Genomic DNA, 12057 nt, shown 5'->3' with positions numbered 1-12057 from the left:
AGACGGAGTAGCACTCGCCGAAGGCGACTCGGATACCGCAGCCGACGCCGACTCGCTCGGCGCGGCGGTTGCGGTGGCTGCCGCCTCGTTATTTGTCTGCTGGCCACACGCCGCAAGCAGGGCCCCCAGGCCCACAAGTGCGCCGCTACCCAGCAGGGTACGGCGATGAATTTGGGTACGGTAAAGGAAGGTACGAGGCTCCATAACGGTGCGCTCCTATCGTCGGTGATGGTGTGTATGCACTTGTCAGGCTGGTAGAAAGTGGTCGTTGCTTGACCGCCGGAAGAACCCAGCCGCGCAGCGTACCCAGCAGACGCAACAATGCACCACGGGACGCTACATATAAAACCCTACCGCATATTTACAGTCGTTTGCTTTGCAATGAGTGTAATAGCAACGAATCGCCACCATTCGAACAAATCAATGCTTTATACGTCAAATAACTATGCGTGCCCAGAAGCCACATGTGTTTCGAAAAGCCACTTCTTTAGTGGCTTTTCGAAACACATGTGGCTTTTCGGCGGAATAGTGGGCATACAAAAGGGGGCACCGCCTCCACCCCCTACAGGTAGAGAACGGTGCCCCCTTTCAGCACGCAGAGTCAACACGCCAAGTCAGCGCGCCGGGAAGCATAAAGCCCCCTGGCCTGCAAACCTTCTAGCGGCGAGCGCGGCGCAGCTTCACCAGGCCACGGTTAATGTGTGCCGCCCAGAGCGGACCCTCATACAGGAACGCGGTGTAGCCCTGCACCAGGTCAGCGCCAGCGTCCAGGCGCTCCTGTACATCCTCAGCGGTGGTCACGCCGCCAACGGAGATGATGGCGAGGTCGTCGCCGATTTCACGCTTGAGCAGGCGCAGCACCTCCAGGGAGCGGGGCTTCAGCGGTGCACCGGAGAGGCCGCCGGCACCGATTTCCTTGACCTTGGTCATGTCGCTGGTCAGGCCCAGGCCGTCGCGGGCAATGGTGGTGTTGGTGGCGATGATGCCGTCCAGCTTCAGTTCCTTAGCCAGGGCTGCCACCTCGATAACGTCCTCATCGACCAGGTCCGGCGCGATCTTCACGGTCAGCGGTACGTGGCGGTTGGGGCTGACGCGGTCTGCCTCTTCACGCACGGCGGTGAGCAGCGGGCGCAGGGATTCGATGGCCTGCAGGGTGCGCAGACCCGGAGTGTTCGGGGAGGAGACGTTGACGACCAGGTAGTCTGCCTGCGGTGCCAGGGTGCGGGTAGAGATCAGGTAGTCCTCGATAGCGTTCTCGAGCTCAACGACCTTGGTCTTGCCGATGTTCACGCCGATAACCGGGCGTACAGCGCCGCGGTATTCAGTTTCGAGGTCTGCACGGGCGGCGGCAACGCGCGGGCCTGCCGCTGCGGCACCGTCATTGTTGAAGCCCATGCGGTTGATGACCGCCTTATCTTCCACAAGGCGGAAGAGGCGCGGCTGCGGGTTGCCGGGCTGCGCCTGACCGGTGATGGTGCCGATCTCGACGTGGCCGAAGCCGATACCAGCCAGCGCGGCAATGCCCTTACCGCCCTTGTCGAAGCCTGCAGCCAGGCCGAACGGCGAGGGGAAAGTAATGCCCATGACGGTGGTTGCCAGTTCGGGTGCGGGCTGGAAGTACTTGCGCAGCGCGCGGGTGATGCCGACGTTGCGCAGGGTCTGAACGCCCCAGAAGCCGACGTGGTGTGCCTTCTCGGGATCCATGCCCTTGAAGAAGATGTTAAAGAAGGTCGGGTAGATGCGCATTTGTTCTCCCTAGTGTTGGAGGGTGTGGGTGGTTTATGGGGCTATGAGCCGGGACTGTATGCCGGGCCGCTACTTGTCGTTGGTGACGGCGTCGACAGCGCCACCGTAGCGGCGGTCGCGGCGCGCATACTCTTCGACAGCTTCCCAGAGGGTGCGGCGGTCAACGTCGGGCCAGAGCACGTTCATGAAAATCATCTCGGCGTAGGCGCTCTGCCACAGCAGGAAGTTCGAGATGCGCTGCTCACCGGAGGAACGCAGGAACAGGTCAACGTCGGGCAGGTCGGGCTCGTCCAGGTACTTCTGGATGGTCTTTTCCGTAATGTTGCCGGGCTTGATCTTGCCCGCCACAGCATCCGCCGCGATAGCTGCCGCCGCGTCAGCGATTTCTGCGCGGCCGCCGTAGTTCACGCACATGGTGAGGGTGCAGACGGTGTTGTCGATGGTTTCGCGCTCGCAGTGTTCGAGCTCTTCGATGACGTTCTTCCACAGCTTGGGTCGGCGACCAGCCCAGCGGATACGCACACCCCAGGTCTTAAGGGTTGCCAGCTGACGCTGCAGCACCTCGGTGGAGAAACGCATAATGAACGCGACTTCGCTGGGTGAGCGCTTCCAGTTTTCGGTGGAGAACGCGTAGGCGGTCACGTACGGGATACCCATTTCGATAGCGCCCGCAACAACGTCCAGCAGTGCCGCCTCACCGGCGCGGTGACCCTCGGTGCGGGGCAGGCCGCGTTCGTTCGCCCAGCGTCCATTACCGTCCATGACGACGGCGACGTGCTGCGGAATGAACTTCTTCGGGATCGGCGGCGGGGTTGCCCCGGTGGGGTGTGCGGGCGGGGGTACGGGCTGGGTGCGTGCCATGTGTGCCTTTCTTCCCTGGCGGGTTCTCCCCCGGGGTCGTTTGCCTAGATATGCGCCAGATATAAACCTGGCGTGCTGTTAGCTATTTTACCGTGACATAGCGCGCATGGGCGGGTGCTTCGGGGGTTATTTTGCGTCCTGGTTGGCCCATGTTTGACGCGCCAGCGTGCATCTTTTACGATGCAGGAATTTCTGCCTCGAGGGCGCTCGCCGTTTTCAGGGGGTGTTCGAGCAGGTTCTGGGTGGTTTTCAGGTAGAGTCCCAGAATTTTGGAGGCGACCGGAACCGGTGCTGCGTCAATAGTCGCCCAGGCGTGCGGATTCGCCGAGGCGGTAGCGAGCGCATAGCCGAGCTCTTCGGCACGCAGGCCGGTTAGGGGTGTGTCGGTGGCGGGTGCGCATTGGGGGCAGAGGACCGTGTGGTGTCCGTAGGTGTGGGCGGTGTGGAAGGCAATGTACCTGCCGCTTCCGCTTGTAGCGCCGGGGGTGCTACTGTCTGCCCCGTTATCGCCCTGGCTATCGGTGCTCACGAGCAGGTTGCCGCATCGGGTGCAATTCTCCCCGATGAGCGGCCAGCCGGCGGCGTTCATACTACGCGCCAGGTAGCGGGTCAGGATCCTCTGCGGCACGTGCTGCCCGTGCGCGAGCGCGGCAAGCGCCCCGTGTGTGAGGGTGTAAATGTCGGCGGTGCTGTCGGCGTCTTTGGTGAGTGCTTCCGCCAGTTCGGCGATGGTGGAGGCGCACGTGTACGCATCGTAGTTCGCCATAATCGGTGCGGTGTAGGCGTGCAGGGTTGCCGCCTGGGTGATGGTGTGCAGGTTGGTTCTGCCACGGCTGAAGGACAGGTCGGTGTGCATGAACGGTTCGAGTCGTCCACCGAATTTGGAGGTGGGTTTGCGTACGGCTTTGGCGACGGCGTGGGTGATTCCGCCATCGCGGGTGAGCATGATGATGATGCGGTCGGTCTCGCCGAGTTTTTGGGTGCGGAGGATGAGGGCGGCGTCGCGCCAGGTGCGGGGTTCGCTCACGGGTGTCTCCGTTCTCGGTGCATGCTCGGTGGGTATCAGGCAGGCAGGTTTTCGGTGGGCTTCTCAGTAGACGTTGCACTCAGTAGGCGCTGAGGAGCGGGCGCTTGGTAGGCGCTGCACGGGTGTTGTGGGTACGGTTCGACCCCTGCCTCGTTACCCCGCATAGGGGGTACCGGTCAGGGGTCGGTCCGTAACGTATGGGCGAGGCGCTACTTAGTCCTCGTACTCAATATCGTCGTCGTCTTCATCTTCTTCGTCGTCGACCAGTTCGTCTAGGTCGTCCTCGTCTTCGTCACCGTAGACGCTCAAGGGGGTGACCTCGTTGTGAGCCTCGAAAAGGGCATCTTCGTAGGCTTCGAAGGCGTTGGCGATTTCTACGTACGCCTCATCGACGGCGGGGTCGTGCTCGCCGGTTCGGTTTACGACGGCGGTCAGGTGCGCCTCCAGCGCGTCAAGGAGGCGGGTGAGTTCGGTGCGAGGATCAATGCTCATGCCATTATTCTACTACCTACGCGCCTATGGTGTGCGCCGGGCGGTCATACGGCGGTTTAAACGCGGAACTATGAACGGGCGCGGCAGGTCAATCGGCAGGTAAATTCGGCGCCGCGAAGAGAGCACCAAAGCCAAAGCGGTAAAGCCAGGTTGGTCACGCGAAGCAGCACGCGGCGCATCAAGCCCCGCATAGAAGACCTTACAGACACAGCGAACCCGCCGTCCCCAGCTCCCCCACTCCTCAAGGGAGCAGGTGCCGGGTGCGGCGGGTTCTTCTGTCGGTTAGCTCAGCTTGACGCTGCGCCTACTGAATGTTTGCTTCTTGCGGGTTGAGCCCGAGAGAATGAGAAGCCGGGTTTTTAGAAGCCCAGGGAAGCTGCGGATGCGCGGATTGCCTCAGCGGATGCCTTCAGCTGTGCCAGCTCAGCCTCGTTCATGGGAACCTCGAGCACGCGCTGGATGCCCTGACGGTTCACGATGGTGGGCAGGGACAGTGCAACGTCCTTGAAACCGTACAGCTCGCCTGCAATGGTGGTGGAGACGGGCAGCACTGCGTTCTGGCCGCCGAGGAATGCCTCAGCGATACGTGCGCCGGAGATACCGATTGCGTAGTTGGTGGAACCCTTGCCCTCGATAACCTTGTATGCTGCGCGCATAGCTTCGGTTGCGAGCTCTGCACGGACCTCTTCGGTGAAGACAGGCTTGCCGTCCTGCTCCCACTCGGTCAGGGGAACCATACCGATGTTTGCTGCGGACCAGACGGGGAACTCGGAGTCGCCGTGCTCGCCAACAACGTTTGCGTGAACGCTCTTGATGGAGACGCCAGCCTTGTTAGCAATCAGCCAACGCAGGCGGGAGGAGTCCAGAACGGTACCGGAGGACAGCACGCGGTTTGCGGGCAGGCCGGTAATCTTCTGGGCCACAACGGTGAGAACGTCACAGGGGTTGGTGACGAGCATGATAATCGCGTTGGGTGCTACGGACAGAATGTTCGGCAGCAGCTTCTCGAGGATTGCGACGTTTGCGCCTGCCAGTTCGAGGCGGGGCTGACCCGGCTTCTGGCGAGCACCAGCGGTGATGATGACCATGTCGCAGTCGCGCAACAGCTCGATGTCGTCGCCACCGGTTACGGTTGCTTCGTGTGCGAACATTGCACCGTGTGCGATGTCCAGTGCTTCAGCGTGTGCGCGCTTGCCGTCGATGTCGTACAGGACGATTTCGTCTGCGGAGCCGCGGACCATAGCTGCGTATGCGGTTGCGCTACCGACGCCGCCTGCACCGATGACGCCGAGCTTGGTGGGGTTGTTGACACCGTTCATTGCTGTATGCCCTCTTTTCGTGAGAGTTATCCGTGTGGTGCGAGAGGATTCTCGCGTGGTCTATAAGGAAGCGGGTGTGTGCCTCGGGGTTGAATTTCCTTGGGCGGGCGTCCTTCCCCGGTGAGCTTGCTTCGTTATGTTCTATTATGCCGCAGATTTTGCGTTTTGTGTTGGGTTATTTTGCTTTTTTCGATGGGTGCTGGTGACTTTATGGGCTATGAGGGGTGTTTTTCACTCACAAAACCAAATAATGACGTTCTGACCTTTTGAGCAAGCTCACATGCCGCTAAAGTAGCCCTCCACATCCACGGCGCCGCCGGAAGCCTCAAAATCAGCACGAACCGCATCCGCCAGCTCGTCGTCGACCAGGAAGTCCAAAGCCACAGACGCCAGACCGAACGCCGCATCCAGAGCAGCATCCACCGCCGCCGGAGTGTCAGCACAGTGCGCGAACTCCACCGTGTGCATACCGGTACCCTCGGGCGCAATCTGAATCAGCGGGTGAATACCGGGCACGCGCAGGCTCACATTACCGAAATCAGTAGAAGCCGCCAGGGTGTCACTGACCGTTCCGGGCGGGTACGGGTGGCGACCCACCGAACGCTGAGCCGAAACCCAACGCTTCAACAGCGGACGGTTCGTACGCACCGGCATGGTCATCGGCGAAGAATCCCACGTCACCTCCGCACTCACGCCAGCCATGAGCGCCGCACCGCGCAGCACCTCCTCAACCCGTCGCGACAGCGCACGCAAAGTCGGCGCGTACTTAGAACGGATATTAATATGCAGGCTCGCGGAGGCAGGAATCAGATTCGGGGCGTCCCCGCCGTGGTCAATAATCGCGTGAATACGGTCAGAACCAGGAATCTGCTGACGCAACAACCCCAGGCCCTGATACGCCAAATTCGCCGCATCCAGTGCGTTACGACCCATAAACGGGTGCGAGGAAGCGTGCGCACTCACGCCCGTATAGGTCACGCGACATTCACGGCGACCCAACCACGCCTGATCAGCCACATCCATAAAGTAGGGGTGCACCATAATGGCGGCATCCACCTGCTCGAACGCGCCGGCGCGTGCCATCAGCTCCTTACCGGCATCGGACTCTTCGGCGGGCGTGCCGTAATAAAGGACCCTGCCGCTGAACGCCTCGGGGCCGGTAGCGAGCGCATCCGCCAGGGCAAGGAAAGCGCCCAGCCCGGATACCGCGATGACGTTGTGGCCGCAGCCGTGACCGATGCCCGGCAGCGCGTCGTATTCGGAAAGAATCGCAATGGTGCGGTGTGTGGCGGGGTCGTAGTCGGCGCTGGTGAGCTCCACCTTGAACGCGGTATCCAGACCGAAGGCGGGGTACTCGATACTGAGGTTCGGGTTACTGAGGTTCGGGCAGGCTTCGCGGACCGCATCAACGAGCGTGCGGGAGGCGAAATACTCCTCGTAGGCAGTCTCAGGATGCGCGTGAATCGCCTTGAGAATTGCGGTCAAAGAGTCCGCGCGCGTGGCTACGGATTCGGCGAGGTCGCGGCGAATATGCGCCAGCCCGCTGTCTTCGTCGAGGCGGTGCCCGTGATGCTTGCCGTGACTACGTTCCTGCTCGGGATGCGCATGGTCGGGGTGCTTGTGCCCGTGCTTGCGGCGGTGCTCAGCGGCACGCTTACGCTGCTCGGTTTCGAGGGCGAGGATTTCGGAGTACTCGCTACCGCGCACGCAATCAGCGTCGGGTGCGTCGTAGTGGCGGGTTGTTGCGGCGGGTCGGTTCGGTGCCGTTCGACCGGAACTGTCAGAAGTAGGCTGGGTGTGGGCGGCGGTGCCCTGTGCGTTCGCGTCAGTCATGCTTCTACGCTACCGTCTGCGCTCGCCGGGCGCTAGATGCTCGGGCGTGATGGAGTCGAAAACACCCAAAAAGAAATATCTGTCACATAAAAGAAATTTTGTATATATCCTAGGAATCTTTGATTTATAGGAGTAGCGTTAAGCACATGGGAGCGACAATCCAGCCGCACCCGTCACCATCCGGCGCTAGCGATGCGAATGCCGGCAGGACAGTTCACAACCGGTCCAAACCATGTCGTTTGGGCCTCTGTCAATACAGTGACAGACCCAAGGACGCGAACCGTACCGGCAAGCACACACCGCAGTGAGCGCCACAACCACGCTAAGGAGCTCCAATCCCATGAAGGCAGCACGCTTCTACGACCGTAACGACATCCGCATTGAAGACATCCCCGCACCCGAAGCAGCTGCGGGCGAGGTTCTGATTAAGGTCGCCTGGTGCGGCATTTGCGGTACCGACCTGCACGAATACCTGGACGGCCCCATCTTCTGCCCCCAGCACGGTCACCCCCACCCCATTTCTGGCGAGGACTCCCCCGTCACCCTCGGTCACGAATTCTCCGGTGTTGTTGAGGCACTGGGCGAAGGCGTAGACGACCTTGAGGTTGGCGACCACGTTGTCGTCGAGCCCTACATCATTCGTGATGACGTCTACACCGGCCCCGACTCCAAGGACTACCACCTGTCTAAGGACATGAACTTCATTGGTCTGGCAGGTCGCGGTGGCGGTCTGTCCGAGAAGGTTGCTGTCAAGCGTCGCTGGGTTCACAAGATTCCTAACAACATTCCCCTGGACGAGGCTGCACTGATTGAGCCCCTGAGCGTTGGCTACCACGCTGTTGAGCGTGCAGGCGAGTTCGAAGAGGGCGCATTCGCACTGGTGACCGGTGCTGGCCCCATCGGTCTGCTGACCTCCGCAGTTCTGAAGGCTAAGGGCGCTAAGGTTATCATCTCTGAGCTGTCCCCGCTGCGCCGCCAGAAGGCTCTGGACTCCGGCGTTGCTGACTACGCTTTCTCCCCCGCAGAGGTTGACGTTCTGGCTGAGATTCACAAGCTGACCGACGGCCGTGGCGCTGATATCGCGTTCGAGTGCACCTCCGTTCAGCCCGCACTGGACCTGATTCTGGATGCTCTCAAGCCCACCGGTAAGGTCGTCATCGTCTCCATTTGGGGCAAGCCCGCTTCCCTGGATGTTCAGAAGGTTGTGCTCAAGGAGCTCGATATCCGCGGCACCATCGCATACGTGAACTCCCACCCGGAGACCATCAAGCTCGTTGAGTCCGGCAAGATTGACCTCAAGCCCTTCATCACCGGCAAGATCGCTGTGGAAGACCTGATTGACAAGGGCTTCGACACCCTGATCAACCACAACGAGACCGCTGTGAAGATTCTGGTCACCACCGACCCGGAGCGTCTGGCTGAGTAATCTCTCTGAGTGCTGAGTAATTCAGTTTCAGCTGATGCAGCTACTCTTCTAGCTTCCTTAGCGTAGCTAGTGTGGGGTGAGGTTCCTTTCGAGGAGCCCCACCCCACTACTTTTTTGTACGCTTTTTACCGGGTGCACAAAACCGGGAATACAAAACCGAGCATACAAAAATCCCCGGTTCCGAAGAACCGGGGATTATCTGTGCGCGAGGGGGGACTTGAACCCCCACCCTCTAATACGAGGACTAGCACCTCAAGCTAGCGCGTCTGCCTATTCCGCCACCCGCGCAGGTGACTTTCGAACGTTTTCCTTTCGGTGCCGTTCGAAGCAACACGTAATACTATACGGGCTTTCTGGATACTCCGCAAATCGAAAGAGTATGTTCTGCATCACATATTCGAGGTTGGTTAGTTCCCCACACCCCGGGTAATCTTCTCGCACCTTGAGTAATATGACCGGCACGCCCACTCAACTGCCATATTTGCGGTCATAACGACTAGAATAAAGAGCATGAATAATGAGAACCTCTCCCGCGAAGAAGCCGCAGAACGTTCGGCTCTCATCAGTGTCGACACCTACGACGTGCATGTTGACCTGACTAACGCCAAGGACCCCGAATTCGAGTCCTACCCCACCGTCACCACCGTCCGATTCTCCTGCGACACCCCCGGTGCAGAAACCTTCATCGACTACATCCACCACAGCGTCGACTCCGTTAAGCTCAACGGCACCGAACTGACCCTGGCCGATGTCGTCAACGGCGCACGCATCACCCTGCCCAACCTGCAGGCAGAAAACGTGCTCACCATCCACGGTCGCTCCTACTACTCCCGCTCCGGCGAAGGTATGCACCGCTACTTCGACCCCTCCGATGGTCGCGTCTACCTGTACACCCAGTACGAGCCCTCCGACTGCCGCCGAGTCTTCCCGAACTTCGAGCAGCCCGACCTGAAGGCAGTCTTCAACTTCCGCATCACCGCACCCAAGGACTGGGTCGTCAGCTCCAACGGCGTACTCGAATCCCAGGTCGTAGACCCCACCGACGACTCCATCACCAAGCGAGTCTTCTCCCCCACCGCAAAGATCTCCACCTACATCACCGCAATCGTTGCCGGCGAATACTTCACTGCAACCACCACCTACAAGCCCAAGAGCAAGGTCAACAGCGGTGACATTCCCCTGGTCGTATACTGCCGCCAGTCCCTCAAGCCGCACTTCGACTACGACCACATCTTCAAGGTCACCGAAAACGGCCTGGACTTCTTCCAGGACCTCTTCGACTACCCCTACCCGTACCCCAAGTACGAGCAGGCATTCGTGCCCGAATACAACATCGGCGCAATGGAGAACCCCGGCCTGGTCACCTTCACCGAAGACTACATCTTCGTCTCCGGCGCAACCGAGGACGACCTCGAAGGCCGCACCAACACCATCTGCCACGAAATGGCACACATGTGGTTCGGCGACCTCGTCACCATGAAGTGGTGGGACGACCTGTGGCTCAAGGAATCCTTCGCAGACTTCATGGGCACCCTCGGCGCTAAGGAAGCCAACAACTTCAACGACGCATGGGTCACCTTCGCGAACAACCGCAAGGCATGGGCATACATGCAGGACCAGCTGCCCACCACCCACCCCATCGTCGCTGACATCCCCCACCTGGAAGCAGCATCGCAGAACTTCGACGGCATCACCTACGCAAAGGGCGCATCCGTGCTCAAGCAGCTGGTCGCCTACGTCGGCTTCGATACCTTCATCGAGGCAGCACGCGTGTACTTCAAGCGTTTCGAGTGGGGCAACACCTCCCTGAACGACTTCCTGCAGGTACTTAACGAGGTCTCCGGCCGCGACATGCAGGCATGGGCTAACGCATGGCTGCAGACCTCCGGCGTGTCCGCACTGGGCACCAAGCGCGTCTACGGCGAAGACGGTCAGCTCACCGACCTGATCCTCACCCAGGAACTGCCCGCACAGCAGCCCGCAGGTCTGGGCCGCCCCCACGTGGCAAAGCTGGAAACCTTCGCACTGACCGACGGCAAGCTCGTCTCCACCGGCCTGCTCTCCCTCGAGTACCCGGCAGAACCCGTCTCCGAGTACCGCGTAGAGCTCACCGACGAGCAGAAGAAGCTCGTTGGCGAAGCAGACCTGCTCATGCTCAACGCAGAAGACCACACCTACGCCAAGGTTGCCCTGACCGACGAAGACGGCCTGCAGGCAGCTATCGAAGGTGTCTCCACCCTCGAATCCGCGCTCTCCCGCGGCCTCATCTGGGGCTCCCTCTGGGAGAACGTGCGCGATGCACGCCTGCCTGTCACCACCTACGTCGACGCAGTCGTACGCAACGTCTCCAAGGAACCGAGCGCATCCCTGCTGGGCACCATGGTCAACAACGCACAGGTCGCTATCGCAACCTTCTCCGCACCCACCGGCCGCGAGCGCCTCTACGACGCTCTCTACGACGCATTCGCAGCCGCACTGGCACAGGCTAAGCCCGGCTCCGACGAGCAGCTGATTCTGCTGCGCGCCCTGATTTCGGTCTCCACCAACGCGACCAAGGGTGAAGAGCTCTGCCGCGATATTGCTCGCGGTGCTTTCGAAGACACCACCGGCGATATTGCTGACGCAACCGGCATTCCTTACGACCAGAACCTGGGTTGGAGTGCACTGGGTGCGCTCGCAAGCCGCGACCTGGTGACCGTTGAGGATCTGGACCGTGCGGCGAAGTACAGCCCCTCCTCGATTTCTTCGAATGGTTACGCGTACGCGATTGCTGCCCTGCCCTCTGCTGAGCGTAAGGCTGCGGCGTACAAGACCATCATGGAAGACGAGTCGCTGTCGAACGACGCTCTGGCTTCGACCATTAACGGTTTTGCTCGCGGTCCGGTTGAGCTGCGTGAGTCCTACTACGACTCCTACTTCGAGGCTCTGCTGCCCCTTTGGGCGTCTCGTTCGATTGGTATGGCGACCCGCATTGTGCGTGGCCTGTACCCGAAGGCTCCGTACAACACCGGCTCCACCGAGGGTCTGGGCGTTGAGGGCAACCCCTCCGTGGCGCTGGCTCAGCGTTGGCTGGAGGCGAACCCCGAGGCTCCGTCGGCTCTGCGTCGTCTGGTTCTGGAGGCTCAGGACCACGGTCGTCGTTCGATTGTGGCTCAGAAGTTCAACGCTTCCCTGCAGGACTAAGCTGCATGGTTTGAGTAGCTGAGGCGGGGTGTGGACCGGTGCCTAGACTAGGTTCCGTTCTCCCCCGCCAGGTTCTCAATCCGCTGTGAGAGACTGCCGTTCGGCACGCTCCCGGTAACGCACCGGGAGGTGCCGGGCGGTGGTCTTTTTCTGACTCATCTATAGAATTC

Annotated in this window: 8 protein-coding genes, 1 tRNA gene and 1 pseudogene; 2 read left to right on the top strand and 8 right to left on the bottom strand. The window is 60.6% G+C overall.

Annotation, left to right across the window (positions count from 1 at the left end; translation table 11 throughout):
- The 7 genes and pseudogenes from HMPREF2842_RS09090 to HMPREF2842_RS05855 all read right to left on the bottom strand — a co-directional run.
- Positions 1-204: pseudogene (locus HMPREF2842_RS09090) on the bottom strand (DUF6318 family protein); the annotation flags it as partial.
- Between the two features lie 453 nt (positions 205-657).
- Positions 658-1746, bottom strand: a complete 1089-nt coding sequence (locus HMPREF2842_RS05880) for a quinone-dependent dihydroorotate dehydrogenase (RefSeq protein WP_070643287.1) — start codon at positions 1744-1746, stop codon at positions 658-660.
- A gap of 69 nt (positions 1747-1815) precedes the next feature.
- The gene (locus tag HMPREF2842_RS05875) at positions 1816-2607 is read right to left on the bottom strand and encodes an isoprenyl transferase (protein WP_070643285.1); all 792 of its coding nucleotides are present in this window, start codon (positions 2605-2607) and stop codon (positions 1816-1818) included.
- Between the two features lie 175 nt (positions 2608-2782).
- Positions 2783-3634, bottom strand: coding sequence for a DNA repair protein RecO (recO, locus tag HMPREF2842_RS05870; protein WP_070643283.1), 852 nt, complete (start codon positions 3632-3634; stop codon positions 2783-2785).
- A gap of 213 nt (positions 3635-3847) precedes the next feature.
- Entirely contained in the window at positions 3848-4126 is a 279-nt protein-coding gene (locus HMPREF2842_RS05865) for a hypothetical protein (protein WP_070643281.1), read from the bottom strand.
- A 359-nt stretch (positions 4127-4485) separates the two neighbouring features.
- Positions 4486-5445, bottom strand: coding sequence for an L-lactate dehydrogenase (locus HMPREF2842_RS05860; protein ID WP_070635232.1), 960 nt, complete (start codon positions 5443-5445; stop codon positions 4486-4488).
- A gap of 276 nt (positions 5446-5721) precedes the next feature.
- Complete coding sequence (locus HMPREF2842_RS05855; protein ID WP_070643279.1) at positions 5722-7278, bottom strand: amidohydrolase; 1557 nt, start codon at positions 7276-7278, stop codon at positions 5722-5724.
- A gap of 340 nt (positions 7279-7618) precedes the next feature.
- Here HMPREF2842_RS05855 and HMPREF2842_RS05850 point away from each other — a divergent pair, with 340 nt between their 5' ends.
- Complete coding sequence (locus HMPREF2842_RS05850) at positions 7619-8704, top strand: 2,3-butanediol dehydrogenase (protein WP_049362194.1); 1086 nt, start codon at positions 7619-7621, stop codon at positions 8702-8704.
- Between the two features lie 202 nt (positions 8705-8906).
- On the opposite strand, the gene HMPREF2842_RS05845 is transcribed toward HMPREF2842_RS05850, so the two are convergent.
- Positions 8907-8992: transfer RNA gene (locus tag HMPREF2842_RS05845), tRNA-Leu, on the bottom strand.
- A gap of 222 nt (positions 8993-9214) precedes the next feature.
- Between HMPREF2842_RS05845 and pepN the strand changes: the two genes are divergently transcribed.
- Positions 9215-11887, top strand: coding sequence for an aminopeptidase N (gene pepN / locus HMPREF2842_RS05840; RefSeq protein WP_070643277.1), 2673 nt, complete (start codon positions 9215-9217; stop codon positions 11885-11887).
- Positions 11888-12057: the final 170 nt, after the last annotated feature.

This window comes from Rothia sp. HMSC069C10 (assembly GCF_001812205.1).
GTDB lineage: Bacteria > Actinomycetota > Actinomycetes > Actinomycetales > Micrococcaceae > Rothia > Rothia mucilaginosa.
This window is presented reverse-complemented; position numbering and strand designations above follow the sequence as displayed.

What these genes read in the sequence shown, in the direction of transcription:
- HMPREF2842_RS05855 (WP_070643279.1), bottom strand. Translation starts at nt 7,278, where the DNA reads ATGACTGACGCGAACGCACAGGGCACCGCCGCCCACACCCAGCCTACT.
- pepN (WP_070643277.1), top strand. Translation starts at nt 9,215, where the DNA reads ATGAATAATGAGAACCTCTCCCGCGAAGAAGCCGCAGAACGTTCGGCT.
- HMPREF2842_RS05880 (WP_070643287.1), bottom strand. Translation starts at nt 1,746, where the DNA reads ATGCGCATCTACCCGACCTTCTTTAACATCTTCTTCAAGGGCATGGAT.
- HMPREF2842_RS05875 (WP_070643285.1), bottom strand. Translation starts at nt 2,607, where the DNA reads ATGGCACGCACCCAGCCCGTACCCCCGCCCGCACACCCCACCGGGGCA.
- HMPREF2842_RS05860 (WP_070635232.1), bottom strand. Translation starts at nt 5,445, where the DNA reads ATGAACGGTGTCAACAACCCCACCAAGCTCGGCGTCATCGGTGCAGGC.
- HMPREF2842_RS05850 (WP_049362194.1), top strand. Translation starts at nt 7,619, where the DNA reads ATGAAGGCAGCACGCTTCTACGACCGTAACGACATCCGCATTGAAGAC.
- HMPREF2842_RS05865 (WP_070643281.1), bottom strand. Translation starts at nt 4,126, where the DNA reads ATGAGCATTGATCCTCGCACCGAACTCACCCGCCTCCTTGACGCGCTG.